The organism is Streptomyces sp. NPDC005070, assembly GCF_053600395.1.
Map to the genome: position 1 here is coordinate 1 of NZ_JBSFZS010000086.1, position 24,937 is coordinate 24,937.

The window sequence follows — 24,937 nt, forward strand, 5'->3', positions numbered from 1 at the left end:
AGGCCACGCACCCCTCCCGTCGCCGTTCGATCTACCCGTCGGTAGCATCCTGGCCATGGCAGACATCCAGCAGATCGACGAGACCCCCGGCACCGTCCAGGACCCCAAGGCCGAACGCGCCGCCGCGAAGCTCGCGCAGCGCATCACCGCCTTCTCCAAGGCGCACGGCGAGGTCGAGGCCCAGGTCGCGTACATCGGAGAGCGCGGCGCCCGCATCGTCCTCGTCGGCGAGGACGGCGGCTGGGGCGACCTCGTGGCGACGAGCTACGAGATCGCCGAGAAGGCCGTGGAGAAGGCCGGCGTCACCGTCCACGAGGCGTTCGACGGCGAGTTCGCGGCCAAGGTCAAGACGGGTCCGTACGAGTGGAAGCGCATGGCCGGCATCCAGCTCGGCGGCCGGGCCAACGACTGACACGTCACCCGTCGCACGGACGGCCGACAATCGTCGGCTGTTCGCACGGGGTGTGCGCGACCATCACCTGACACCCGGCTCAGCCGTTAGGACCTGAAAAGCCACGGTCCATTCGCGGGGAGTCCGGATGATCGAAACGCCGTCCCTGGTGGACCAGTACTGCCACGGCGTACTGCGGACGGAGCTGGGCCTCGGCACGTTCGAGGCCCACCTCGCCAGGACCGAGGGGCCGCCGGCCGCGGGCACCACCTTCTTCGACACCCAGACCGGCTTCGCCGTACGACGCTGGTGCCCGCCCCTGCTCGGACTCGAACCGCACTGCACGCCCGCCCGCTATCTGGCCCGGCGCCGCGAGCTCGGTGTCCTGGAAACGGGCCGGAGACTGCTGCGCGGCAGCGGCATCACCACGTATCTCGTCGACACCGGGCTGCCCGGCGATCTGACCGGGCCGGGCGAGATGGCCTCCACGGGAGCCGCCAGGGCACACGAGATCGTCCGTCTGGAGCTCCTCGCCGAACAGGTCGCCGACACCTCGGGAACCGTCGAGGCCTTTCTCGCCAATCTCGCCGAATCCATCCACGGGGCCGCCGCGACCGCCGTGGCCTTCACCTCCGTGGCGGGCGTGCGGCACGGTCTGGCCCTCGCGCCCGAACCGCCCGGACCCGGTGAGGTACGGGGCGCGGCGGGCCGCTGGCTCGCCGGCCGCCGGGTGGGGGGCATGCTCACCGACCCCGTCCTGCTCCGCCATCTGCTGTGGATCGCGGTCGCCTCGGGCCTGCCGCTGCAACTGCACGCGGGGCTCGGCGACCCCGGACAGCGCATCGACCGCAGCGACCCCGTGCTGCTCACCGACTTCGCCCGCGCCACGGCCGGCCTCGGCACCGACCTGGTCCTGCTGCACGGCTATCCGTACCAGCGGCACGCGGCCCACCTCGCGGGGGTCTTCCCGCACGTCTACGCCGACCTGGGCGCCGCCCTGGTGCGCACCGGCGCCCGGTCGGCCGCCGTCCTCGCCGAGATCCTGGAGCTGGCCCCCTTCGGCAAGCTCCTCTTCTCCAGCGGAGCGCAGGGGCTTCCCGAACTCCATGTGATCGGAGCACACCTCTTCCGCGAGGCGCTGGCACGGGTGCTCGGCAACTGGGTCGCCGAAGGGGCCTGGTCACTGGCCGACGCCCAGCGCGTCGCGGCCCTGATCGCGGCGGGCAACGCCCGGCGGGTGTACGGGCTGGACTGAGCGCGGGCGTGCCCGGCGCATGCGGTGCCTCCCGGGAGAGGCCGCGCGCTGAAGGCGATCCCCGTACGGGTTACGCGCGGGTGAGGGCCGACGTGGTCGCGGGACCCGGCAGATCCGTCACGGCCTCCGGGCGTTCGCGCAGGGACAGCAGCACCCGGACCACCCCGATCCACACCAGGCAGGAGCCGAGCATGTGCAGGGCGACCAGGGCCTCGGGCAGGTCCGTGAAGTACTGGACGTAGCCGAGGACGCCCTGGGACAGCAGGATCAGGAACAGGTCGCGGGTGCGCCGCAGGGGGCCCTGGGGGGCGTCCACCGCCTTCAGGACGAACCAGAGGGCGAAGGTCAGCGTGACGACGATCCAGGCCAGCACGGCGTGCAGCTTGGCGATGTTCTCCCAGGTGACCGGGATGCGCTCGACCTCGCTCGAATCACCCGCATGAGGTCCCGCGCCGGTGACGACCGTGCCGACCGCGATCAGCAGGACCGAGGCGGCGACCAGGAACCACACGAGCTGCTGCACCGACTTGCCGACCAGGGGACGCGGCGCCGCGTCACCCTCGCGGGTGCGCTGCCACATGAGCGCGGCGACGGTGATGAGCGCCGTGGAGAGCAGGAAGTGGGCGGCGACCGTGTACGGGTTGAGGCCGACCAGGACGACGATCCCGCCGAGGATCGCGTTGCTCATGACGATCCAGAACTGGGCCCAGCCGAGCCGGGTGAGGCCGCGCCGCCACGGCTTCTGCGAGCGCGCCGCGATGATCGCCCATCCGACGGCGGCGCACAGCACGTACGTCAGCATGCGGTTGCCGAACTCGATGGCGCCGTGGAAGCCCATCGCGCTCGTCGCGGTGAGCGAGTCGTCGGTGCACTTGGGCCAGGTCGGGCAGCCGAGGCCGGAGCCGGTGAGCCGCACGGCACCGCCGGTGACCACGATCACGACCGCCATGACGAGCGCGGAGAGAGCCGCGCGCCGCACCGTCCGGGAGGTCGGGGTCCAGCGTTCGGCGATGAAGGCGAGCGGGTTGCGCACCACGCTGAGGGCGTCGGCTCGGGTCAGGTTCTGCACGCGCACCATCGTAGGGGCCCGCTTGTGCACGCTTTCACGAGGGTCGGCCCCTGGGCGGGACGATTCCGTCAATCCCAGCGGAAGAACCGGCCGGCCGCGCCGAGGCCCACGACCGCCCAGACCGCCAGGATCCCCAGGTCGCCCCAGGGCATCTGCGCGCCGTGCTGGAGCACCGCGCGCAGCCCGTCCGAGAGCGCCGTGATGGGCAGCAGGCCGAGCACGTCCTGGACGCCCGCGGGGAACTTGTCCATCGGCACGATCACCCCGCCGCCGACCAGCAGCAGCAGGAAGACGAGGTTGGCGGCGGCCAGCGTCGCCTCGGCCTTGAGTGTGCCCGCCATGAGCAGCCCGAGCCCGGAGAAGGCGGCCGTGCCGAGGACCAGCAGGAGCAGCACGGCGAACGGGTTGCCGTGCGGCGACCAGCCCAGCGCGAACGCGATGGCGGTGAGCAGGATCACCTGAAGGATTTCGGTGACCAGGACCGACATCGTCTTCGCGGTCATCAGCCCCCAGCGGGGGAGCGGGGAGGCCGCCAGCCGCTTCAGGACGCCGTAGCGGCGCTCGAAGCCCGTGGCGATGGCCTGGCCGGTGAACGCCGTCGACATCACGGCCAGCGCCAGGATGCCCGGCGCCAGGAAGTCGACCGCCTTGCCCGGACCCGTGTCGATGATGTCGGCCGAGCTGAACAGGACCAGCAGCAGCGTCGGGATCACGACCGTGAGGAGGAGCTGCTCGCCGTTGCGCAGCAGCATCCGGGTCTCCAGCGCCGCCTGCGCGCCGATCATGCGCCGCAACGGGGCGGCGCCGGGCCGCGGGCTGTACGTGCCGGCGGCGGTCACGGAAGCGGCCCCCCGCCGGTCGGCTCCAAGCTGTGCCTGGCTCATGAACGCAGCTCCTTGCCGGTGATTTCCAGGCTGTGCTTTTCCGGGGGACAACCCCCGGACCCCCGGCCGGGCTCCGGTCGAGCTTGGTTCATGAGCGCAGCTCCTTGCCGGTCAGCTCCAGAAAAACGTCTTCCAGGGTGTGGCGTTCGACCGAGATCTTCTCCGGCATCACGCCGTGCTGGGCGCACCAGGACGTCACGGTCGCCAGCAGTTGCGGATCGACCTTGCCGCCGATCCGGTAGGCCCCGGGCGTCAGCTCGGCCGCGGTGCAGTCCGCGGGCAGGGCCTTCAGCAGGGAGGCCACGTCGAGGCCCGGGCGGCCGCTGAAGCGCAGGGTGTTCTCGGCGCCCCCGCGGCACAGCTCGTCGGGGGAGCCCTGGGCGACGACCCGGCCCGCGTCGATGATCGCGACGTCGTCGGCGAGCTGCTCGGCCTCGTCCATGTGGTGCGTGGTGAGGATCACCGAGACACCGTCGGAGCGCAGGTCGCGGACCAGGTCCCAGGTCGCGTGGCGGGCCTGCGGGTCGAGGCCGGCGGTCGGCTCGTCCAGGAAGACCAGCTCGGGGCGCCCGACGACCGCCATGGCGAGCGCGAGGCGCTGCTGCTGGCCGCCCGACAGCCGCCGGTACGTCGTGCGGCCGCAGCCCTCCAGACCGAGCCGCTCGATGAGGGCGTCCACGTCCAGGGGGTGGGCGTGCAGTTTCGCGACATGGCGGAGCATCTCGTCCGCGTGGGCGCCCGAGTAGACGCCGCCGGACTGGAGCATCACGCCGATGCGGGTGTGCAGCTCGCCGGACTGTCTCGCCGGGTCGAGGCCCAGGACGCGCACCGTGCCGGAGTCCGGCCTCCGGTATCCCTCGCAGGTCTCGACCGTGGTCGTCTTGCCGGCACCGTTGGGTCCGAGTACGGCGGTGATGCCCGCCGCGGCCACCAGGTCGAGGCCGTCCACCGCGGTCTTCGTTCCGTACCGCTTCACCAGGGCCTGGACCTGGACCACGGGCTCGCTTCGCATGAGGAGCAAGTCTAAGGACGTCGCAGCGGCCCGGAACCGCCGGGGGCGGCGGCGGTCTCCACGGCCAGGTCCCGCGGCCGGTGCAACGGCAGCCACCGCTCCGCGTACGCCACCGCGTCGGCCACCGGGAAGAGCCGCGCCCCGGCCGCGCCCACGGTCCCCCGTACGACGGGACGGTCCCGCTCGAAGTCCGCGCCCAGCTCCTCGAACATCTCGGAGGTGATCGACACCTCCCGCACCGTCTCACAGCCCGCGGGGGAGGGCCGGCCGATCTCCACGACGGGCGAGGGAATGCGGTATTCCGCCAGGTGGAAGCTGGTGCACGCGTCGTAGCCCGCGCCGAGCAGCAGGACGCGGGCACCGCCGGCCTCCAGCCGGGCCAGCGGGCTGTGCTCGCCGAGCCGGCAGTCGGTCGCGTGCCCGCCGACGACCGCCGCCGCGCCCGGGCCCACCGCCGCGAACGAGGTCTCCGGGTGCGCGCTGCGCAGGGCGCCGGGCCAGTTGCGGACGGTCTCGGGTATCACGCCGACCCCGCGGGAGGGGGTCACGAGAGGGTCGTAGGCGGGCATGGTCGCCCGGATGGTCGGCCACCATTCCTCGGGAACCGGCGGGCGGCTCCACAGCGCCGGGTCGGAGAGGTCACCGGACTGCGTCGGGACCACCAGGGTGCCGTCCGGGCCGAGCGCGTCGAGCAGACCCCGCACGACGGCGACGGGGCCGCCGTTCACCCAGCCGAGGGCGCAGAGCGAGGAGTGCGCGAGGAGCGTTTCCCCTGGTCGTACGCCGAGTGCGCGCAGGTCCGCGGCAAGGGTGTCCCGCGTGACGAGAGGGCCGGTCGGAGGGGGTGTCGGCATGGTCCCGGAGTCTCCCCGAGAGACGGTCCGCACGCCACCGAATTGATCGATCAAAGATCGTTTGCCCAGGTCACCTTAGGTATACCTAAGTGATGCAGCGCACCGCCCGCTCCGGAGGGCGCGGCTTGTCAGGCCCTGAGGAATTACGCAACAATGGTGTTGTGAAAAACGTTGGCGAGGCTCGGGAGACCCCCACGGGGGCCCCGCAGGAGGAACTCGCGACCGGTGAGCGCTCGACGCGCAACCGGGTCGTGCGGTCCATCCTGGACCACGGCCCGTCGACCGTCGCCGACCTGGCGGGCCGACTGGGCCTGACCCATGCCGCCGTGCGCCGTCATCTGGACGCGCTGGTCGCCGACGACGTCGTGGAAGCACGTGAACAGCGGGTCTACGGAGCGCGTACGCGCGGTCGCCCCGCCAAGGTGTTCGCCCTGACCGACTGCGGCCGGGACGCCTTCGACCAGTCCTACGACAAGCTCGCCGAGGACGCCCTGCGCTGGATCGCCGAGCGCGAGGGCGGGGACGAGGCGATCCTCTCCTTCGCCCGCGCCCGGATCGCCGAGCAGGCCGGGGCGTACCGCGAGGCCGTCGAGGCCGCGACCCCCGAGGAACGCACGGAAGCCCTGGCGAAGGCCCTCAGCGCGGACGGGTACGCTGCCACGGCGCGCAGCGCACCGGTCGGCGAGCAGCTCTGCCAGCACCACTGTCCGGTCGCGCATGTCGCCGAGCGGTTCCCGCAGCTCTGCGAGGCGGAGACGGAGTTCTTCTCCCAGCTTCTCGGCACGCATGTCCAGCGACTGGCCACCATCGCCCACGGCGACGGGGTGTGCACGACGTTCATCCCCAAGATTTCGCACGACACTCATAACGCATCCGCAAGTACCGCCGGGAGGAACCCCGCATGACGCTCCCCATCGAGGAGACCGCCCACCCTGAGCTCGAGGGTCTGGGCACGTACGAATACGGCTGGGCCGACTCCGACGTGGCCGGTGCCTCCGCCAAGCGCGGCATCAACGAGGGCGTCGTCCGCGACATCTCCGCGAAGAAGAACGAGCCGGAGTGGATGACCAAGCTCCGTCTCAAGGGCCTGCGCCTCTTCGAGAAGAAGCCCATGCCCAACTGGGGTTCCGACCTGTCGGGTATCGACTTCGACAACATCAAGTACTTCGTGCGTTCCACGGAGAAGCAGGCGGAGTCCTGGGAGGACCTGCCCGAGGACATCAAGAACACGTACGACAAGCTCGGCATCCCCGAGGCGGAGAAGCAGCGCCTCGTCGCCGGTGTCGCCGCGCAGTACGAGTCCGAGGTCGTCTACCACCAGATCCGCGAGGACCTGGAGGAGCAGGGCGTCATCTTCCTGGACACCGACACCGCTCTCAAGGAGCACCCGGAGCTCTTCAAGGAGTACTTCGGCACGGTCATCCCGGTCGGCGACAACAAGTTCGCGTCGCTGAACACCGCGGTGTGGTCCGGCGGCTCCTTCATCTACGTGCCGAAGGGTGTGCAGGTCGAGATCCCGCTCCAGGCCTACTTCCGTATCAACACGGAGAACATGGGCCAGTTCGAGCGGACGCTGATCATCGTCGACGAGGACGCCTACGTCCACTACGTCGAGGGCTGCACGGCGCCGATCTACAAGTCGGACTCCCTGCACTCCGCGGTCGTCGAGATCATCGTGAAGAAGGGCGCCCGCTGCCGTTACACGACCATCCAGAACTGGTCGAACAACGTCTACAACCTGGTCACCAAGCGCGCCGTGGCGTACGAGGGCGCGACCATGGAGTGGATCGACGGCAACATCGGCTCCAAGGTCACCATGAAGTACCCGGCCGTCTACCTGATGGGCGAGCACGCCAAGGGCGAGACCCTGTCCATCGCCTTCGCGGGCGAGGGCCAGCACCAGGACGCCGGCTCCAAGATGGTCCACATGGCGCCGAACACCTCCTCGAACATCGTGTCGAAGTCGGTGGCGCGCGGCGGCGGCCGTACGTCCTACCGCGGTCTCGTCGAGATCGGCGAGGGCGCCCACGGCTCCAAGTCGAACGTCCTGTGCGACGCGCTGCTCGTCGACACCATCTCCCGCTCGGACACGTACCCGTACGTGGACGTCCGCGAGGACGACGTGTCCATGGGCCACGAGGCGACCGTCTCCAAGGTCTCCGAGGACCAGCTCTTCTACCTGATGAGCCGCGGTCTGACCGAGTTCGAGGCGATGGCCATGATCGTGCGCGGCTTCGTCGAGCCGATCGCCAAGGAGCTGCCCATGGAGTACGCCCTTGAGCTCAACCGGCTGATCGAGCTGCAGATGGAAGGCGCGGTCGGCTGACACCCGCCCTCCGCACCAGCAGCTAGCGAATTCTGACGTAGGAAGAGAGCAGACCGACAGCCATGGCTGAGGCTCAGATTATCCCGGTGGGCAGCACGACCGCCGGCCAGATCGCGGTGGCCGCCGAGTCGACCGTCGCCACGCGCATGAGCGCGCCCCCCTCCTTCGACGTGGCGGACTTCCCGGTCCCCCACGGCCGCGAGGAGGAGTGGCGGTTCACCCCGCTGGAGCGCCTGCGCGGGCTGCACGACGGCACCGCCGTCGCGACCGGCGAAGGCGTACGGATCGACGTGCAGGCCCCCGAGGGCGTCTCCGTCGAGACGGTCGCCCGCGACGACGCGCGGATCGGCAGGGCCGGCACCCCGGTGGACCGTGTCGCCGCCCAGGCCTACTCGGCGTTCGAGAAGGCCGGTGTCATCACCGTCCCCAAGGAGACGGTGCTCACCGAGCCGGTCCGGATCGCCGTGCACGGCGAGGGCGGGGTCGCCTACGGCCACCAGGTCATCGAACTGGGAGCCTTCGCCGAGGCAGTCGTCGTCATCGACCACACCGGTGACGCGGTGCTCGCCGCCAACGTCGACTACGTCCTCGGCGACGGCGCCAAGCTGACCGTCGTCTCCGTACAGGACTGGGACGACACGGCGGTCCACGTCGGCCAGCACAACGCGCTGATCGGCCGCGACGCCACCTTCAAGTCGTTCGTGGTCACCTTCGGCGGCGACCTCGTACGCCTCCACCCGCGTATCGCCTACGCGGGCACCGGCGGCGAGGCCGAGCTCTTCGGCCTGTACTTCACGGACGCCGGCCAGCACCAGGAGCACCGCCTCCTGGTCGACCACAACACCCCGCACTGCAAGTCCAACGTCATGTACAAGGGCGCGCTGCAGGGCGAGGGGGCGCACGCGGTCTGGATCGGCGATGTCCTCATCGAGGCCAAGGCCGAGGGCACGGACACCTACGAGATGAACCGCAACCTGGTTCTGACCGACGGTGCCCGCGTCGACTCCGTGCCGAACCTGGAGATCGAGACCGGTGAGATCGTCGGCGCCGGCCACGCCTCCGCGACCGGCCGCTTCGACGACGAGCAGCTCTTCTACCTGATGGCCCGCGGCATCCCCGCCGACGAGGCCCGCCGTCTGGTGGTCCGCGGCTTCTTCGCCGAACTGGTCCAGCAGATCGGCGTCGACGACATCGAAGAGCGCCTTCTCGTGAAGATCGACGAGGAGCTGGAGGCGTCGCTCTGATGCCCGGCACCTTCGTGCGCGTCTGTGGGCTGAGCGAGCTGGAGGAGAACACCCCGAAGCGGGTGGAGCTCGACGGCACGCCGGTCTCGGTCGTGAAGACCGAGGGGGAGGTGTTCGCGATCAACGACATCTGCTCGCACGCGAACGTCTCGCTCTCCGAGGGCGAGGTGGAGGACTGCCAGATCGAATGCTGGCTGCACGGCTCCGCGTTCGACCTCCGCACCGGCAAGCCGTCCGGCCTTCCCGCGACGCGCCCCGTCCCCGTATACCCCGTTCAGATCGAAGGGGACGACGTGCTCGTCTCCCTCAACCAGGAGTCCTGAGGCACCCATGGCAACGCTTGAAATCCACGACCTGCACGTCACCGTCGAGGCCGACAACGCCACGAAGGAGATCCTCAAGGGCGTCGACCTGACCGTGAAGCAGGGCGAGACGCACGCCATCATGGGCCCCAACGGCTCCGGCAAGTCGACCCTCGCCTACTCGCTCGCGGGCCACCCGAAGTACACGATCACCGGCGGCACCGTCACCCTCGACGGCGAGGACGTCCTGGAGATGTCCGTCGACGAGCGCGCCCGCGCGGGCCTGTTCCTGGCGATGCAGTACCCGGTCGAGATCCCCGGCGTCTCGGTCTCCAACTTCCTGCGCACCTCCGCCACCGCCGTCCGCGGCGAGGCCCCCAAGCTGCGCCTGTGGGTGAAGGAGGTCAAGGAGACCATGGAGCGCCTCTCCATGGACCCCTCCTTCGCCGAGCGCAACGTCAACGAGGGCTTCTCCGGCGGTGAGAAGAAGCGCCACGAGATCCTTCAGCTCGAACTGCTCAAGCCGAAGATCGCGATCCTCGACGAGACCGACTCCGGCCTGGACGTCGACGCCCTGCGCGTCGTCTCCGAGGGCGTCAACCGCGTCCGCGAGACCGGTGAGGTGGGCACCCTGCTCATCACCCACTACACGCGCATCCTGCGCTACATCAAGCCCGACTTCGTCCACGTCTTCTCCGGCGGCCGCATCGTCGAGTCCGGCGGCGCGGAGCTCGCCGACAAGCTGGAGAACGAGGGCTACGAGTCCTACGCGAAGGGTGGCGTATCCGCGTGACGCAGCTGCCGGGCCTCCTCGACACCGAGGCGATCCGCAAGGACTTCCCCATCCTGGACCGCCAGGTCCACGATGGTAAGAAGATCGTGTACCTGGACAACGCGGCGACCTCGCAGAAGCCGCGCCAGGTGCTGGACGCCCTGAGCGAGTACTACGAGCGCTACAACGCCAACGTCCACCGCGGTGTGCATGTGCTCGCCGAGGAGGCCACGGCGCTGTACGAGGGCGCGCGCGACAAGGTCGCCGCGTTCATCAACGCGCCGAGCCGCGACGAGGTGATCTTCACCAAGAACGCCTCCGAGTCGCTCAACCTCGTGGCCAACATGCTCGGCTGGGCCGACGAGCCCTACCGCGTGGACCACGAGACCGAGATCGTCATCACGGAGATGGAGCACCACTCCAACATCGTTCCGTGGCAGCTTCTGTCGCAGCGCACGGGTGCGAAGCTGAAGTGGTTCGGCCTCACCGACGACGGCCGTCTCGACCTGTCGAACATCGACGAGATCATCACGGAGAAGACGAAGATCGTCTCCTTCGTGCTGGTGTCGAACATCCTGGGCACCGTGAACCCGGTCGAGGCGATAGTGCGCCGCGCCCAGGAGGTCGGCGCCCTGGTCCTGATCGACGCGTCGCAGGCCGCGCCGCACATGCCGCTCGACGTGCAGGCCCTCCAGGCCGACTTCGTGGCCTTCACCGGCCACAAGATGTGCGGTCCGACGGGTATCGGCGTCCTCTGGGGCCGCCAGGAACTCCTGGAGGACCTCCCGCCGTTCCTCGGCGGCGGCGAGATGATCGAGACCGTGTCGATGCACTCGTCGACGTACGCGCCGGCGCCGCACAAGTTCGAGGCGGGCACCCCGCCGATCGCGCAGGCGGTCGGTCTGGGCGCGGCGATCGACTATCTCTCCGCGATCGGCATGGACAAGATCCTCGCCCACGAGCACGCCCTCACCGAGTACGCGGTGAAGCGGCTCGCGGAGGTCCCCGACCTGAGGATCATCGGCCCCACCACGGCCGAGGACCGCGGGGCGGCGATCTCGTTCACGCTGGGCGACATCCACCCGCACGACGTGGGCCAGGTTCTCGACGAGCAGGGCATCGCGGTCCGGGTCGGCCATCACTGCGCCCGTCCGGTCTGCCTGCGGTACGGAATTCCTGCGACCACGCGGGCGTCGTTCTATCTGTACTCCACGCCGTCCGAGATCGACGCTCTGGTCGACGGCCTGGAGCACGTACGGAACTTCTTCGGCTGAGGGGCTGGCTGGGAACGTGAAGCTGGATTCGATGTACCAGGAAGTCATCCTGGACCACTACAAGCACCCGCACGGGCGCGGTCTCCGGGACGGCGACGCCGAGGTGCACCACGTCAATCCCACGTGCGGTGACGAGATCACCCTGCGTGTGAAGTACGACGGCGAGCGGATCGAGGACATCTCGTACGAGGGTCAGGGCTGCTCGATCAGCCAGGCCTCGGCCTCCGTACTGAACGACCTCCTGGTCGGCAAGGACGTGTCCGACGCGCAGAAGATTCAGGAGACCTTCCTGGAGCTGATGCAGTCCAAGGGCCGGATCGAGCCCGACGACGCGATGGAGGAGGTGCTGGAGGACGCGGTCGCGTTCGCCGGTGTCTCCAAGTACCCGGCCCGGGTCAAGTGCGCCCTCCTGAGCTGGATGGCGTGGAAGGACGCGACGGCCCAGGCTCTGGGCGAGAGCGCCGAGAGGAAGACGGCATGAGCGAGAACACTGTGACATCGGACGAGACCGCTGTGACCTCGGACGAGTCCGTGGTCGCGGAGGGCGGGACCACCGCGGCACCGGGCACCGGCCTGACGGCGAAGCCCGCGTCGGAGGAAGAGGTCCGTGAGGCGCTCTACGATGTCGTCGACCCCGAGCTGGGCATCGACGTCGTCAACCTCGGTCTCATCTACGGCATTCACATCGACGACGCCAACATCGCGACGATCGACATGACCCTGACGTCCGCGGCCTGCCCGCTCACCGACGTCATCGAGGACCAGGCCAAGTCCGCCACGGACGGCCTCGTCAACGAGCTGCGCATCAACTGGGTCTGGATGCCGCCGTGGGGCCCGGACAAGATCACGGACGACGGCCGCGAGCAGCTTCGCGCGCTCGGCTTCAACGTCTGAGCCTCTTCGCTTCGGGGCCTCGGCTCCTGAGCACCTCGCACGGGGCGGCACCTTCGGGTGCCGCCCCGTCGCGTTTCGCTGGTGGGGGTGCTGGGCCCAGCCCCACGGGCATCGGACTCAGGCCAAGCCCCGTACCAGGCGGAACGCCGAGTCCTCCCCGTAGAGCCTGTCGCGCTCGTAACGCCCGAGGACGAGCTGGAAGTTGCGGTGGCGCAGGAAACGGCCCGGGTAGTTGACCGCCTCCAGCATGACGGCGCCCGAGTGGGAGGAGGCCCGGGGACAGAACGTGGCGTCCTCCCGGAAGAGGCCGGAGCCGTCGTCGCGGTCGGCGCGCAGGACGAAGTCGCGGTGCCGCAGGTAGGAGCCGTCGACGGTGGCGAAGGAGTAGCAGGAGGATTTCGCCAGCCCGGCAACCACCTTGAAGCTGGCGGCGCGCCGGGTCGCGGCCGAGCTGCTCGATCCCACCGGGTCGAGACGGACCTGACCGTCGCTCAGATGCCAGTACCGGTCCGGGTAGTTGACCGCCTGTACGGACGTCAGCCCGGAGGCCGGGCGGGGTGCGGAAGCGGTGCCGGACGCGCCGGGCGTCCTTCCGGTGCCGGGTGAGCCTCCGGAACCCTGGTCCGAGGGTCCCGGCGACACGGAGTCGCGCGACGCGGAGTCCGGTGAGGCGGAGCGTGAAGTCCCCGCCGAGGACAGAGCGTTCTTGCCCGCCGGGGCGGTGGTCGTCTCCGCAGGGGCCGGGGCGCCGGGAAGGAAGGGGTTCGTCGTGTCGGACGCGGTCCTGTTCTCCGCCCCGCTCGACGAGGCGTCGGAGGACGTCGCCTGTACGGAGACCACGGCTATGGCGGCGATGGTGACGGCCATCGCGAGCCCGGCGGCCAGCCACAGCCGGCGCGCTCCCGGCAGCTTCTCCTCGTCCCCCGCCCGGACCGCCTCCCAGGGCGCCGGGGACACGGGCACGAGGTCGGCCGACACCGGGTAGGGCGTGCCGCGCGGGGTGGGGCGCCAGGGCACGATCTCCCTGGAGGGGACGGACCCGTCGGGACCGGATCCGGGCGTCACTTCAGGCATGCGCGTTCCTAGAGGGGGAGGGCGAGCGCGTGAGGGGCGAAACGCGGGTGTGGAGGGGGAGGCGAGGGTGTGGAGGGTGCGGCACACGGAGCGGGGCGGCCATGGAGACTCGGTGTGCAGCTGGTGAAACAGTAGTGGAACCGGTGACTACTGAGCAGTCGTTTCCCGGGGCCGTGCAGGTATTTACGTGCGGCTCTTTTCGGGCAATCGCCCACAGAGGCAGGGGAGTTGGGCATGGCGGGTACGCGCTCGGGCGAGGGCCGCCGGCCGGTTGCGTGAGAGGGGCCGCCGGGGAGGTGGCCGGCCGGGGTGTCGGCACCGGTGTGCCTGCCGGCCGTGCCTTCGTCGCCGGGGGAGACTGCCGTTCATGGCTGTCTCCTTGTACCAACTGGTCATCGACACCCACGACCTGCCGACGCTCGCCCGTTTCTGGTGCCAAGTCCTCGACTGGCGCGTGCTGTTCGAGGACGACGACGAGATCGTCATCGGCTCCGACGCGCACGCGCTCCCGGGAATCTGCTTCGTACCCGTCGGCGAGCGCAAGACCGTCAAGAACCGGCTCCACATCGATCTCACGCCGGACGACCGGGCCGCCGAGGTCGAGCGGATCCTCGCCCTCGGGGCGCGCCGGGTCGACGTGGGGCAGGGCGAGGACGTCACCTGGACCGTCCTCGCCGACCCCGAGGGCAACGAGTTCTGCGTGCTGCGACCGAAGACGTCGCTACTCGACTGACCCGGGAGTCCCGGGTGCGCCGGGCGTCCCGGGCCCGCCGGGCGCATCCGTGACGGCGGCCGCGCGTGCCAGCACGTCCGCCAGGCCTTCCCTCCGGATGCGCTGGTCGATGTACAGCAGGCTGCTCACCAGCGGCATGAACACCAGGGAGAAGAGCTGGACGAAGAGGCCCGAGATCGTCGAGAGCACCAGGGAGCGCCCCATGTCGGGCAGCATCCGCGCGTAGATCTCGGTCAAGCTCGCGGGTTCTCCCGCCGAGAGGTCGTACGGCTGTGGGGTCGGCATCGCGAACTGGAACGGCACATTGATCACGATGGAGACGATGAACGTGATCAGGCCGCCCAGCAGCAGGATGCCGAACGTACGCCACCACGCGCCGCGGACCAGTCGCGCCGACCGGCGCATCGCCGTCACCGGGGACGCCCCCTCCAGGACGGCGGCGGCCGGGGCGAAGCTGAACCGGACGAACAGCCAGACCATCAGGGGCACCGCGACCAGCAGGAGCAGAAGGACGAGACCGAACGACGCGAACGGATCACCGCTCGCGGCCGCGGCCGCCATCAGCGCGAACAGCACGATCAGCAGGATCATCGGTATCGCCACGGTCAGGCCCAGCAGCAGCGTCACCCCGAGTACGGACGGAGTGCGCGACCAGGCACGCTTCCACACCGCGCCGACGTGGGCCCGGCGCCCGAGCACGGCGTCGTGCAGGGTCGCCGTGGACGAGGCCTGGATGAAGGAACTCGCCACCAGCGAGACCACCATGCCCACCACCCACACGGTGCCGAACGCGATCAGGACGGTGCGCAGATCGGTCCAGTCGATGGACCGGGGCGCCGCGAGCATGCGGTCGAGCCGACTCTTCGTCGAGCGGTAGGCCGCGTATTCGAGGCCCAGGGTCAGGGACGCCAGGGCCACGACGCCCACGAAGGTGAGCCCGAACAGCGGCTTCGCGTAACGGCGCATGGTGCCGAAGGCGCCGCCGAGGATGTGGTCCACGCCGAGCGGGGCCAGCGGGATCACGCCCGGCTTGGGCGGTGGCGGAGGCATCCAGCCCCAGCCGCCCGGAGCACCCCAGTACGGCCCCGACGGCCCCCACCCAGAACTGTCCGACATGACCCTCGCGCTCCATGTGTTGTGGGGAGTCTGCTCGACTCCGGCCCCTCGTGATCGCGAACGATATCCGCTGGGGCGCATGGCGCCCATGGCATATCCGAGGATCCCTACACGTAGGGCGGCGGACGCCGGATGCGTACACCCGTACGCATCCGGTGCGTTTCATGTGTACAGTCGTACGCATGGGATACGTGCTGCTCGCCGGTGCCATCGCGGCAGAGGTCGGGGCGACGACCGCGATGAAGTACACGGAGGGCTTCAGCAGGCTGTGGCCGTCCCTGGTGACCGTCCTCGGATACGTCGTCGCCTTCGCGCTGCTGGCGCAGACCCTGAAGACCGTGTCGGTGGGCACGGCGTACGCGATCTGGGCCGGCGTCGGCACCGCCGCCATCGCCGTGATCGGCACGCTGTTCCTCGGCGAGGGGCTCACGGCCGCCAAGGCCGGCGGGATCGTGCTGATCATCGGCGGGGTCGTCCTGCTGAACCTGGGCGGGGCGCACTGATGGCCGGGGCGGGCGCGGCGGACGGCGCGCTGTGATGGCGCGACGGTACGACCCCGAGCGGCGGCAGCGGATCATCGACGCGGCGATCCGCGTCGTCGGCGCCCAGGGCCTCGCCGGGCTCAGCCACCGCTCCGTCGCGGCCGAGGCCGATGTGCCGCTCGGCTCCACGACGTACCACTTCAAGACCCTCGACGAACTCATGGTCGCCGCCCTGCGCCAGGCGAACGAGGGCTTCGCCAAGGTGCTCGCCGCCCGCGGCACCCTGGAGGACACCCGCGCGGACCTGGCCGCCGAACTCGCCGGACTGATCGGCGAATGGCTGGCCGGCGACCGCACCGGCGTCGAGCTGGAGTACGAGCTGTACCTCGCCGCCCTGCGCAGACCCGCGCTGCGCCCGGTGGCCGCCGAGTGGATCGACAGCCTCGTCGAACCCCTGAGCCACCGCACGGACCCCGTCACCGCACGGGCCCTCGTCGCCCTGCTGGATGGGATCTGCCTCCAGGTACTGCTGACGGGGACGTCGTACGACGAGGGGTACGCGCGGGAGGTGCTGACGCGGGTCCTGCGGAGCGGCGAGGGGGCCGGGGAGGGCCCGGGGCGCTGACCGGACGCCCGCTCACCGAGACGCCCCGCGTACCGGTTCGCCCGCGCGGCCCCCGTCAAGTTAGGTTGCACCCATGACCGACACGACTGCTTCTCGTACCACCGGCGCCGTCGCCGCCGGGCTCGCCACCCTCACCGCCGACGGCACCGTTCTCGACACCTGGTTCCCCGCCCCCGAACTGTCCGCCGAGCCCGGTCCGGCCGGCACCGAGCGGCTGTCCGCCGAGCGGGCCGTGGAACTGCTCGGCGAGGGAGCCGCGCAGGCCATCGGCCCGGACGCCCGCCGGGGCGTCGAGGTGGTCGCGGTCCGTACGGTCATCGCCTCGCTGGACGACAAGCCGCTCGACGCGCACGACGCGTACCTGCGCCTGCACCTCCTCTCGCACCGCCTGGTCAAGCCGCACGGCCAGAACCTGGACGGCCTGTTCGGGCTGCTCGCCAACGTCGCCTGGACCTCGCTCGGCCCGGTCGCCGTCGACGACGTCGAGAAGGTCCGGCTGAACGCGCGCGCCGCGGGCCTGCACCTCCAGGTGACCTCCATCGACAAGTTCCCGCGCATGACGGACTACGTCGCGCCCAAGGGCGTCCGCATCGCCGACGCCGACCGGGTCCGCCTCGGCGCGCACCTCGCCGAGGGCACGACCGTCATGCACGAGGGCTTCGTGAACTTCAACGCGGGCACGCTCGGTACCTCCATGGTCGAGGGCCGCATCTCGGCCGGTGTCGTCGTCGGCGACGGGTCGGACATCGGCGGCGGCGCGTCCACCATGGGCACCCTCTCGGGCGGCGGCAACGTCCGCATCACCATCGGCGAGCGCTGCCTCGTCGGCGCGGAGGCGGGCGTCGGTATCGCTCTCGGCGACGAGTGCGTGGTCGAGGCCGGGCTGTACGTCACCGCCGGCACGCGCGTGACGATGCCCGACGGCGAGATCGTCAAGGCCCGTGACCTGTCCGGCGCTTCGAACATCCTGTTCCGCCGCAACTCGGTCACCGGCACGGTCGAGGCCCGCCCGAACAACGCGGTCTGGGGCGGCTTGAACGAAATCCTGCACAGCCACAACTGACCCTGAGCGGCCGGGACGTGTGGCCGCCGGATCAGTGAAGTTCCTGGCCTGCTGCCGAGTTGTCGGCAGCAGGCCGGTGTCGTCTGCGGTCGAGCGCCCTCGCGCGTCATGAGTTCCGCGCTCGTGCGGCCGAGGCTCGCCCGACGCCCGGCGTTTCACAGCCGGGACGCGAACTCCCTCAGTGCCTCGAAGTCGGTTTCGCCCAGGCCGACTCGGGGGCTCACGTGGTGCAGGAGGGCGGGGGCCGGGTGGTGGGCGGCCACGAAGCGTTCGTCGGGCGGGGACTGTTCGTCGTCCACCCAGGCGAACGGGCGGCCCTCGGCGTAGGACACGATGCGTTCCGTCTTCCAGTGGACGCCGTCGGGGCGCTCGGTGAAGAGGGCGCCGGTGAAGTCGACCCAGGGAAGTTCGGGCAGGCCGATCACCGGGGCGATCCAGCGGTTGGCGGAGTCCATCCACGTGGTGGCCCAGCACAGGTCGTAGCCGAGGGCGAGGAGGGCGCGGCCGTGGTCGGGGTGGAGCCAGACCCGCAGCGGCCGTCCGGGATGCAGCGCCACGCGGATCGTGGTGTACCCCGCGGGCCGGCGTTCCTTCTGGGCCGCGTACGGATTCAGCGGGCCGTCGACGTCGAGGAACAGCAGCGGTCGGCTCATCGGGTCACCGTAGAGGACCCCGGCGGCGGGAGCGGGCGTGATTTTCTCGGCTCGGAGGCATAGCGGGGAACGGCCGCGCGCGTCACCAGGGGCACAGGGGTGGGTCACACGGGGCCACCGGGGACGAGAAGGTGACGATGGATGCCGAAGCGGATGAGACCTTCCGGGATTTCGTGGCGAACAGGTCGTCCGCGCTGCTGAAGACAGCGGTGCTCCTCAGTGGGGGAGACCGGCACGCCGCCGAGGACCTGCTGCAGAACGCGTTGATCAAGGTGGCGGGCCGCTGGAACCGGATCGACGAACCCGAGGCGTACGTACGAAGGATCCTGTACCGGCAGCAGGTGAGCCGCTGGCGGCTGAAGTGGCCGCGACGGGAACTGAGCGTCGCCGAACCGCCCGAGAGGTCCGGCCCCGCGGCCCCCGCCACGGACGCCTCGGCGGCCGCCGAACTGCGGATCGTCATGCGGGGCGCGCTGGCCCGGCTCACCGCGCGTCAGCGCACCGTGCTCGTCCTGCGCTACTTCGAGGACCTGCCCGAGGCCGAGGTGGCCCGGCTCCTCGGCTGCTCCGTCGGAACCGTGCGCTCCACGACCCATCGCTCGCTCGCCCGGCTGCGGACACTCGCCCCCGAACTGGCCGCGCTCGGCCCGGGGAACGAGCCGCAGCCGCCGGCCCGTGACTTCTCGCCCGTGGAGGTACACCGGTGAACGTCGAAGAACTTCTGCGCGACACGCTCCGGGAGCAGGCCGAGGACGACCCGCGCACACCGCCGGGATTCGCCGACCGGGTTCTCGCCCTCCGCCGGCGCCGCAGGACCCGTACGATCGCCGGCGCCGCCCTGGCGACCGTGGCGGCCATCGCCGTGACGGTCGCCGTTCCACGGCTCGACGGCGGCGGGCAGGACGTGCGCCCGGCCGGCCGGGTCGACCGGAGCGACGTCGTCGCCCGGCCCGATCAGTATCCGCCGCGTGACATGGTCGCCGCGGGCGGCACCGCGCTCGCCGCGTTCAGCGTCCGGTCGCTGGTGAAGCAGCCGGACAAGGACGAGGTCCTCACCCGCACCTACCAGCGGCTGGACCGGCGGACCGGACGGTATGTGAAGGACACCCGGTGGTCCGTCATCGACACCGCGCCGAGTTCACGGACCGCGGCCGTGCTGGAACGCACGCTCCCCGCCCGGCGCGTCGGACTGCTCGACCTGACGACCGGCGAGATCCGCCGCTGGGTCCCGGTCCCGCAGGGCGCCGCCGGTGTCGCGCTCTCGCCCGACGGCAGGAAGATCGTCGCGACGACGTACTCCAGTGATCCGGACCGGCGCTACTGGAGCCACCGGATCGAGAGCTCCGGACCCGACGGCGAGAAGGGCTGGATGCTGGAGGGCGTGGCCTGCCGGACCGGCTTCAGCATCATCGACGTGGCCTCCGGGAACACGGAATGGCACCGGGCGCCGGACTGGAAGGACGAGTGGGGGCGCTCGCGGGGCGGCCGCTGGGACTTCCGCTTCAGCGCCGACAGCACCCTGCTCTACGAGCACATCGTCACCCAGCCCCACCGCCAGTACCACGATCTGTCGGGCAGGAGCGTCGCCACGCCCGTGAACGAGGTGAAGTTCGAGCTCGAACTGGCCGGGTACTCGCCGGACAAGAGGTACCTGGTCCACCCGTCGGGAGTGCGGGACATGACGACCGGCAAGGACGTGCCCAAGGTGTCCGACTACATGGCGCCCCTGGCCTGGGCCGACGACAAGAGGCTCATCGTCTTCGAGAACAGCCGGCACGGCGACCACCCCCACCGGCTCGCCATGCTCACCCTCGGCTCCTCCAAGGCCGTACCGCTCACGGCGTACGGGCCGCAGATGATGACCGAAATGGGCTCGTGGGAGCCGCTGTTCAGCGCACGCTGACCGCCGTTCCGCCCGCGCCGGTCGCCTCCCGGTGAGCCGACAGCAGCCCGTCGACCGCCTCGCGGCCGGCGGGCCGCAGCGGCGCCCGCACCGGACCGGCGGGCAGCCCGAGCGAGTGGAGCAACGCCTTCGCCGTGACCGCTCCGGGCAGCCCGGCGGACATCATCGACTCCACCAGCGGAAGTACCTGCCGCTGGCCCCGGGCGGCCCCGGCGGAGTCCCCGGCGTCGAACGCGTCGACGATGGAGCGGAACTGACGGGAAGCGACATTGGCCACCGTGCTGACATACCCCGCCGCCCCGATCGCGTACAGCGCGAGGACGTACTCGTCGCATCCCGCGTAAAACGCCAACTCCGTGCGGGCCAGCACCTTTTGCGTGCCGAGCAGGTCGTACGCGCAGTCCTTCACCGCCACGATCCGCGGATGCCCCGCGAGCCGGATCATCGTCTCCGGCTCGATCCGCGTCCCGGTGCGCCCCGGGATGTCGTACAGCATGAGCGGCAGCCCCGAGGCGTCCGCGATCTCCCGGAAGTACGCCTCGACCGCGTCCTGCGGAGGCCTGCTGTAGTACGGCGCGACCACCAACAGCCCGTCCGCTCCGGCCTTTTCGGCGTCCGCGGCCAGTTCCGCGGTGTGCCGGGTGTCGGCCGTCCCGACGCCCGCCACGATGGACACGTGGTCGCCCACGGCCTCCCGCACCGCCCGCACCAGCGTGGCCTTCTCGGCGTCCGACGTCGTCGGCGACTCGCCCGTCGTCCCGGAGAGCACCAGCCCGTCGCAGCCCTCGGCCACCAGCAGAGCGGCGAGCCGCTGCGCGCCGTCGGCATCCAGCGTGCCCGCCCGCGTGAACGGTGTGACCATCGCGCAGAGAGCGCGGCCGAAGGGGGGAGCGGGCCGTGCCGGGTGCGGGGCGGCGGGGCGGGGCGCACCGGCCGGGGCGGGGGAGACGGCGGTCGCGGGAGCGGTCCTCGGAACGGTCATGAACGTAGTGTCGGCCACTCCATTGTGAAGCTCCACTTAAATCTTCTACGAGATATCGTCAACGAGTGCTACGTCGTTCAGGTGCGGGGATGAACGAGGCGCTAGTGCCAAACCGGGGCGTCATGGGTCACCATGGCCTGAACGGCAGTCGTCGGCACAGCGGGAGGCGTCATGAGGCTCGGCAAGGCACTCGCCACCGGACTGGCGGAGGAACGGGTTCACCCCCGTGAGGACACCTCCGGGATCCCCGAACTCCCCGACCTGGTCGAGGAGTCGGAGGCGGCCCTGCCCGAAGAGGTTCCGGCCGGGCGATGAGACTGCGGCTCCCCGAGGAACGCCCGACGGAGCCGCCGACCGGATACAAGATCGCGCACCCGGTGCTGTCCCAGGACGGCACCCGGGCCGGGTTCACCGGCGTATCGCTGGGCGGCGCGCTGCCGTACGGAGTACTGGACGACGCGCGCTGTGTCTACGGACGGCGGCACCGCGCCCCGCACCGCCGCTGCGACTGCGGCTTCCACTGCGTGCACGAGTCCGCTGTCGCCGAGGCGATGCTGTGCACCGCCGAACACCGGGCCGCCGTTCTCCTCGAAGTCTCCGTCCTCGGCGCCTACATCCGCTTCGAGCGCGGCTTCCGCTACGCCCGCCAGCGGGTACGCGGCGCCGGCGTCGGCCCCTGTGGCTGCGGCGCCGCGGCCGCGGCACTGGCGGACGCGGGCTGGGGACGCCCGGGCTGGCGCGCCCTGAGCGCCACGTGCGCCGGCTGCGTACGCGGTCGTACGTCGCTCTCGCTCGCCTCCTTCGCGCGGCTGGCCGGTGAGGGTCTGCGGGTCCGGCCCACCGGCGGTCCCCTGGCCGGCGTTGAAGGTCCCGGGGAGCCCACGCCCGGTCCCGGGGGTGCCATGACTTCTCCCGGGGATGCCGCGGCCTCGCTCGGGGTGTCGGAGCTGGTCGCGGAGGCCGCGCTGCTCCAGGCCCGACTCGACTGGTTCCAGAGCCAGTTGGGCCGACTGCAGGACAGGGGCACCCAGGGGTAGCGCGGGCCGGTCCGGGTAGTCGAAGGAGCCGGAGGGGAAGGACGCGGCGGCGGACCGGACACCGGCCCGCCGCCGCGTCGTACGCACGCCGCCGACCCCTCCCCTCACACCCGCTCAGCGGTGTCCCGGCCGGCCTTCGCGCCCGTTGGCGCGATCCCCGACTCCACCTTCTCCCGGGCCGCGCGCAACGCCCGCAGGCGCGGGGGCCACGTGCGGGTGTCGCGCGGTTCGACGTAGGGCTCCTCGGTCGGGGGCCGGCCCTCGGTGATGGCGCGTTGGCGGGCCAGCTCGGCGTCGAACTCCAGGCCCAGCAGGATGGCCAGGTTGGTGAGCCACAGCCAGACGAGGAAGACGATGGCGCCCGCGAGCGTGCCGTACGTCTTGTTGTACGAGGCGTAGCCGGCGGCGTAGACGGCGAATCCCGCGGACGCGGTCAGCCAGACCAGGGTGGCGAGGACGCTGCCCGCGCTGAACCAGCGGAAGCCGCGGCCGGAGACGTTGGGAGCCGCCCAGTACAGCAGCCCGATCATCAGCTCGACGAGCACCAGCAGGACGGGCCACTTGACGACCGACCACGCCGTGATCGCCGCGTCGCCGAGCCCGAAGGCGGTTCCGGCGCGTTCGGCCAGCGGACCGGTGAACACCACGATGATCGCGCTCCCGGTGAGGAGCAGCATCAGCGTGACGGTGAGCGCCAGCCTCAGCGGCGTGACCTTCCAGACCGGACGGCCCTCCGGCAGGTCGTACACCGCGTTGGACGCACGGATGAACGCACCGACGTACCCGGACGCGGACCACAGCGCGGCGACCAGCCCGACGATCGCCAGCACCCCGCCCGTACCGCCGCTGTGGCCCAGTTGCGTCACCGCGTCACGCAGGATGTCGCGGGCCGGGCCCGGCGCCAGGTCTCCCACGTTGTCGAGGAGGCGGTCCGTGACGCGCCGGCCCATGACACCCAGCAGGGAGACCACCACCAGCAGCGCGGGGAACAGCGACAGCACGCCGTAGTAGGTCAACGCCGCCGCGCGGTCGGCGAGTTCGTCGTCACGGAACTCCTTCACCGTGCGCCAGGTCACGGCCCACCACGCCCGCGCGGGCAGCTTGGCGCGGCCACCCTTTCCGGCGGACGCCTCCGTGGCCGCCCCGGCACCCGTATCCCGCGCGGGGCCGGCGACCCTGTCCACGTCCGCCTCCGCGCCCGCGCCCGTGTCCGGAAGAGCTCGCTGCTTCGATTCCGGTCGCTTCTCGTCCATGCCCGCCGTGTTGCCCGAATTCCGCTCTTGAAGCCCGCCGGGAGCGCCCCGGCTGCCCCGGGACGCCGGCCCGGCGAAACTTCCGCCTCCCCGGAACGCCGACTCCTCGACCCACCGACGATTCGAACCGTCTGGACAAGAAAAGTTTTCGGTGAGAGTCTGGAGTCATGTTGGACGTGACCGTGATCGAGGACGCCGAGGCCGCCGCCGTGTCGCTGGACCCCATACGGGCCCGGCTGCTCGCCGAGCTGGCCACCGGACCGGCGTCGGCCGCCATGCTGGCCGGCAAGGTCGGCCTGCCCCGGCAGAAGGTGAACTACCACCTCAAGACACTGGAGCGGCACGGCCTGGTCGAGCTGGCGGGCGAGCGCCGCAAGGGGAACGTCACCGAGCGGATGATGCGGGCGACGGCGGCGTCGTACGTCATCTCTCCGCAGGCGCTGGCCGCCGTAGCGCCCGATCCGGACCGTTTCCGGGACCAGTGGTCGGCCCGCTGGCTCCTCGCGCTCGGCGCCCGGCTCGTCAGGGACGTCGGCTCCCTCGTCACCGGGGCCGCGAAGGCCCGTAAGCGGCTGGCGACGTACGCGCTCGACGGCGAGGTGACCTTCGCGTCGGCGGCGGACCGGGCCGAGTTCATCGAGGAGCTGACGGCGGGGGTGAGCGCGCTCATCCGCAAGTACCACGACGGGGACGCGGAGGCCGGGCGTCCGCACCGGATCGTCGTCGCCGTCCACCCCACGGTCAGACCCGAAGCCGTGACGCGGACGGAATCCGAAGCCGTGACGCGGACGGAATCCGAAGCCGTGACGCGGACCGAACCCGAAGCCGTGACACAGACCGGAGCCGGAGCCGAAGTCGAGGCCGGACCCGAAGCCGTGGAAGCCCCCGCGGGCCCCGAAGCCACCCACTGATCATCCAGGAGTTGTCATCATGCCCAAGGAATTCGAGGTCGCCCGCGAGTACGAGGTCGACGTCCCGCCCGCCCAGGTCTGGGACGCGATCACCAGCGGTAGCGGCGGCTGGCTGTGGCCCATGGAGTTCGAGCCCCGCGAGGGCGGGGCAGGGCCCTTCGGCAGCACCATCACCACCTGGGACCCGCCGCACCGGCTGACCGTGCGCACCGAGGACGTCGGGTTCCCGACGCAGAGCCTCAACCAGATCGACCACACCATCGAGGCCCGCGGCGACGGCCGGAGTTCCTGGGTCCGGTACGTGCACAGCGGCATCTTCACCGACGACTGGGACAACCAGTACGACGGAGCCGACAAGCACACCGACTTCTATCTGCACACCCTGCGCGAGTACGTGACCCACTTCGCGGGCCGCCCGGTGGCCTTCGCGACCTTCGACGGGCCCGGCGTGTCCGCGACCTCCGACGCCTTCGCGGCCGTCGGAACGGCGCTCGGCCTCCCGGACGCCACCGCCGAGGGCACGCGGGTGCGGGCGAAGGGGCCCGGCGGCGAGGACTTCGACGCCGTGCTCGACTACCGCAACCCGTACTTCATCGGGCTGCGCACCGACGGCGCGCTCATCCGCTTCTTCGGGCGGGGCCGCTGGGGCGCGCCGGTCGGCATGAGCGTCCACGACTTCGCGCCCGGCGCCGACGCCAAGGCGAACGAGACCGCCTGGAAGGGCTGGCTCGACGAGGTCTTCGCGGGCTGAGCCGAGCGCGGCCGGAGAGCCGCGCCCGGCTCAGCCGGAGCGGACTCCCCGAGCAGGCGAAGAGCCCGGCCCCCCGG

The 24,937-nt window shown here is 71.0% G+C and carries 29 protein-coding genes; 20 read left to right on the plus strand and 9 right to left on the minus strand.

Annotation, left to right across the window (positions count from 1 at the left end):
* Positions 1 to 55: 55 nt before the first annotated feature.
* Positions 56 to 412: a hypothetical protein gene (locus ACWEBX_RS25940; protein ID WP_451887218.1), complete on the plus strand. Its 357-nt coding sequence runs from the start codon at positions 56 to 58 to the stop codon at positions 410 to 412.
* Between the two features lie 127 nt (positions 413 to 539).
* Positions 540 to 1,646, plus strand: coding sequence for an amidohydrolase family protein (locus tag ACWEBX_RS25945; protein WP_451887219.1), 1,107 nt, complete (start codon positions 540 to 542; stop codon positions 1,644 to 1,646).
* Between the two features lie 70 nt (positions 1,647 to 1,716).
* On the opposite strand, the gene ACWEBX_RS25950 is transcribed toward ACWEBX_RS25945, so the two are convergent.
* From ACWEBX_RS25950 to ACWEBX_RS25965, 4 genes are all read right to left on the minus strand, one after another.
* On the minus strand, positions 1,717 to 2,724 hold the full coding sequence (locus ACWEBX_RS25950) for a COX15/CtaA family protein (protein ID WP_451887220.1): 1,008 nt from the start codon (positions 2,722 to 2,724) through the stop codon (positions 1,717 to 1,719).
* A 59-nt stretch (positions 2,725 to 2,783) separates the two neighbouring features.
* Entirely contained in the window at positions 2,784 to 3,599 is an 816-nt protein-coding gene (locus ACWEBX_RS25955) for an ABC transporter permease (protein WP_451887221.1), read from the minus strand.
* Between the two features lie 88 nt (positions 3,600 to 3,687).
* Positions 3,688 to 4,611, minus strand: coding sequence for an ABC transporter ATP-binding protein (locus ACWEBX_RS25960; RefSeq protein ID WP_451887222.1), 924 nt, complete (start codon positions 4,609 to 4,611; stop codon positions 3,688 to 3,690).
* Positions 4,612 to 4,622: 11 nt separating this feature from the next.
* Positions 4,623 to 5,465 (minus strand): aminoglycoside N(3)-acetyltransferase, encoded by an 843-nt coding sequence (locus ACWEBX_RS25965; protein ID WP_451887223.1) that lies wholly within the window; start codon positions 5,463 to 5,465, stop codon positions 4,623 to 4,625.
* Positions 5,466 to 5,626: 161 nt separating this feature from the next.
* Between ACWEBX_RS25965 and ACWEBX_RS25970 the strand changes: the two genes are divergently transcribed.
* The 8 genes from ACWEBX_RS25970 to ACWEBX_RS26005 all read left to right on the plus strand — a co-directional run bounded on the left by ACWEBX_RS25970 (position 5,627) and on the right by ACWEBX_RS26005 (position 12,277).
* Positions 5,627 to 6,370, plus strand: coding sequence for a helix-turn-helix transcriptional regulator (locus ACWEBX_RS25970; RefSeq protein WP_451887224.1), 744 nt, complete (start codon positions 5,627 to 5,629; stop codon positions 6,368 to 6,370).
* On the plus strand, positions 6,367 to 7,791 hold the full coding sequence (sufB, locus tag ACWEBX_RS25975) for a Fe-S cluster assembly protein SufB (protein WP_451887225.1): 1,425 nt from the start codon (positions 6,367 to 6,369) through the stop codon (positions 7,789 to 7,791). The genes ACWEBX_RS25970 and sufB overlap by 4 nt, the downstream gene beginning before the upstream one ends.
* A 62-nt stretch (positions 7,792 to 7,853) precedes the next feature.
* Complete coding sequence (sufD, locus tag ACWEBX_RS25980) at positions 7,854 to 9,035, plus strand: Fe-S cluster assembly protein SufD (protein ID WP_451887226.1); 1,182 nt, start codon at positions 7,854 to 7,856, stop codon at positions 9,033 to 9,035.
* A complete protein-coding gene (locus ACWEBX_RS25985; RefSeq protein ID WP_261703358.1) occupies positions 9,035 to 9,358 on the plus strand; it encodes a bifunctional 3-phenylpropionate/cinnamic acid dioxygenase ferredoxin subunit in 324 nt (107 codons plus the stop codon). Before sufD ends, ACWEBX_RS25985 begins: the two co-directional genes overlap by 1 nt.
* Before the next feature lie 7 nt (positions 9,359 to 9,365).
* A complete protein-coding gene (gene sufC / locus ACWEBX_RS25990) occupies positions 9,366 to 10,130 on the plus strand; it encodes a Fe-S cluster assembly ATPase SufC (protein WP_355990865.1) in 765 nt (254 codons plus the stop codon).
* A complete protein-coding gene (locus ACWEBX_RS25995) occupies positions 10,127 to 11,383 on the plus strand; it encodes a cysteine desulfurase (RefSeq protein WP_351873604.1) in 1,257 nt (418 codons plus the stop codon). The genes sufC and ACWEBX_RS25995 overlap by 4 nt, the downstream gene beginning before the upstream one ends.
* Positions 11,384 to 11,399: 16 nt before the next feature.
* A complete protein-coding gene (gene sufU / locus ACWEBX_RS26000) occupies positions 11,400 to 11,864 on the plus strand; it encodes a Fe-S cluster assembly sulfur transfer protein SufU (protein ID WP_151470345.1) in 465 nt (154 codons plus the stop codon).
* Positions 11,865 to 11,956: 92 nt separating this feature from the next.
* The gene (locus ACWEBX_RS26005) at positions 11,957 to 12,277 is read left to right on the plus strand and encodes a metal-sulfur cluster assembly factor (RefSeq protein ID WP_384799424.1); all 321 of its coding nucleotides are present in this window, start codon (positions 11,957 to 11,959) and stop codon (positions 12,275 to 12,277) included.
* A gap of 117 nt (positions 12,278 to 12,394) precedes the next feature.
* On the opposite strand, the gene ACWEBX_RS26010 is transcribed toward ACWEBX_RS26005, so the two are convergent.
* On the minus strand, positions 12,395 to 13,351 hold the full coding sequence (locus tag ACWEBX_RS26010) for an AbfB domain-containing protein (protein WP_451887227.1): 957 nt from the start codon (positions 13,349 to 13,351) through the stop codon (positions 12,395 to 12,397).
* A gap of 367 nt (positions 13,352 to 13,718) precedes the next feature.
* On the opposite strand from ACWEBX_RS26010, the gene ACWEBX_RS26015 reads away from it, so the two are divergent.
* Positions 13,719 to 14,084 (plus strand): VOC family protein, encoded by a 366-nt coding sequence (locus ACWEBX_RS26015; RefSeq protein ID WP_451887228.1) that lies wholly within the window; start codon positions 13,719 to 13,721, stop codon positions 14,082 to 14,084.
* Here the strand turns inward: ACWEBX_RS26015 and ACWEBX_RS26020 are convergent.
* On the minus strand, positions 14,073 to 15,200 hold the full coding sequence (locus tag ACWEBX_RS26020; RefSeq protein WP_451887229.1) for a DUF7847 domain-containing protein: 1,128 nt from the start codon (positions 15,198 to 15,200) through the stop codon (positions 14,073 to 14,075). The two genes, ACWEBX_RS26015 and ACWEBX_RS26020, sit on opposite strands and share 12 nt — an antisense overlap.
* A 182-nt stretch (positions 15,201 to 15,382) precedes the next feature.
* On the opposite strand from ACWEBX_RS26020, the gene ACWEBX_RS26025 reads away from it, so the two are divergent.
* The 3 genes from ACWEBX_RS26025 (at position 15,383) to dapD (ending at position 17,370) form a co-directional block, all read left to right on the plus strand.
* Complete coding sequence (locus tag ACWEBX_RS26025) at positions 15,383 to 15,703, plus strand: DMT family transporter (protein WP_384799374.1); 321 nt, start codon at positions 15,383 to 15,385, stop codon at positions 15,701 to 15,703.
* Between the two features lie 34 nt (positions 15,704 to 15,737).
* Positions 15,738 to 16,307: a TetR/AcrR family transcriptional regulator gene (locus ACWEBX_RS26030; RefSeq protein WP_451887230.1), complete on the plus strand. Its 570-nt coding sequence runs from the start codon at positions 15,738 to 15,740 to the stop codon at positions 16,305 to 16,307.
* A gap of 73 nt (positions 16,308 to 16,380) precedes the next feature.
* Positions 16,381 to 17,370, plus strand: a complete 990-nt coding sequence (gene dapD / locus ACWEBX_RS26035; RefSeq protein ID WP_451887231.1) for a 2,3,4,5-tetrahydropyridine-2,6-dicarboxylate N-succinyltransferase — start codon at positions 16,381 to 16,383, stop codon at positions 17,368 to 17,370.
* A 155-nt stretch (positions 17,371 to 17,525) separates the two neighbouring features.
* Here the strand turns inward: dapD and ACWEBX_RS26040 are convergent, their stop codons facing one another.
* Entirely contained in the window at positions 17,526 to 18,023 is a 498-nt protein-coding gene (locus ACWEBX_RS26040; RefSeq protein WP_451887232.1) for a hypothetical protein, read from the minus strand.
* A gap of 137 nt (positions 18,024 to 18,160) precedes the next feature.
* Here ACWEBX_RS26040 and ACWEBX_RS26045 point away from each other — a divergent pair, with 137 nt between their 5' ends.
* Together ACWEBX_RS26045 and ACWEBX_RS26050 are read left to right on the plus strand one after the other, a co-directional pair.
* Positions 18,161 to 18,730 (plus strand): SigE family RNA polymerase sigma factor, encoded by a 570-nt coding sequence (locus ACWEBX_RS26045; RefSeq protein ID WP_451887233.1) that lies wholly within the window; start codon positions 18,161 to 18,163, stop codon positions 18,728 to 18,730.
* The gene (locus ACWEBX_RS26050; RefSeq protein ID WP_451887234.1) at positions 18,727 to 19,926 is read left to right on the plus strand and encodes a WD40 repeat domain-containing protein; all 1,200 of its coding nucleotides are present in this window, start codon (positions 18,727 to 18,729) and stop codon (positions 19,924 to 19,926) included. The genes ACWEBX_RS26045 and ACWEBX_RS26050 overlap by 4 nt, the downstream gene beginning before the upstream one ends.
* Here ACWEBX_RS26050 and dapA read toward each other — a convergent pair.
* Positions 19,913 to 20,908, minus strand: a complete 996-nt coding sequence (gene dapA / locus ACWEBX_RS26055) for a 4-hydroxy-tetrahydrodipicolinate synthase (RefSeq protein ID WP_451887235.1) — start codon at positions 20,906 to 20,908, stop codon at positions 19,913 to 19,915. The two genes, ACWEBX_RS26050 and dapA, sit on opposite strands and share 14 nt — an antisense overlap.
* A 171-nt stretch (positions 20,909 to 21,079) precedes the next feature.
* Here dapA and ACWEBX_RS26060 point away from each other — a divergent pair, with 171 nt between their 5' ends.
* Together ACWEBX_RS26060 and ACWEBX_RS26065 are read left to right on the plus strand one after the other, a co-directional pair.
* Positions 21,080 to 21,223 (plus strand): hypothetical protein, encoded by a 144-nt coding sequence (locus ACWEBX_RS26060; protein WP_451887236.1) that lies wholly within the window; start codon positions 21,080 to 21,082, stop codon positions 21,221 to 21,223.
* Complete coding sequence (locus ACWEBX_RS26065; protein ID WP_451887237.1) at positions 21,220 to 21,945, plus strand: hypothetical protein; 726 nt, start codon at positions 21,220 to 21,222, stop codon at positions 21,943 to 21,945. The genes ACWEBX_RS26060 and ACWEBX_RS26065 overlap by 4 nt, the downstream gene beginning before the upstream one ends.
* A 104-nt stretch (positions 21,946 to 22,049) precedes the next feature.
* Here ACWEBX_RS26065 and ACWEBX_RS26070 read toward each other — a convergent pair whose 3' ends face one another.
* Positions 22,050 to 23,198: a YihY/virulence factor BrkB family protein gene (locus ACWEBX_RS26070; protein ID WP_451887238.1), complete on the minus strand. Its 1,149-nt coding sequence runs from the start codon at positions 23,196 to 23,198 to the stop codon at positions 22,050 to 22,052.
* A 167-nt stretch (positions 23,199 to 23,365) separates the two neighbouring features.
* On the opposite strand from ACWEBX_RS26070, the gene ACWEBX_RS26075 reads away from it, so the two are divergent.
* On the plus strand, positions 23,366 to 24,109 hold the full coding sequence (locus tag ACWEBX_RS26075; protein ID WP_451887239.1) for an ArsR/SmtB family transcription factor: 744 nt from the start codon (positions 23,366 to 23,368) through the stop codon (positions 24,107 to 24,109).
* A gap of 19 nt (positions 24,110 to 24,128) precedes the next feature.
* Positions 24,129 to 24,860, plus strand: a complete 732-nt coding sequence (locus ACWEBX_RS26080) for an SRPBCC family protein (RefSeq protein ID WP_451887240.1) — start codon at positions 24,129 to 24,131, stop codon at positions 24,858 to 24,860.
* Positions 24,861 to 24,937: the final 77 nt, after the last annotated feature.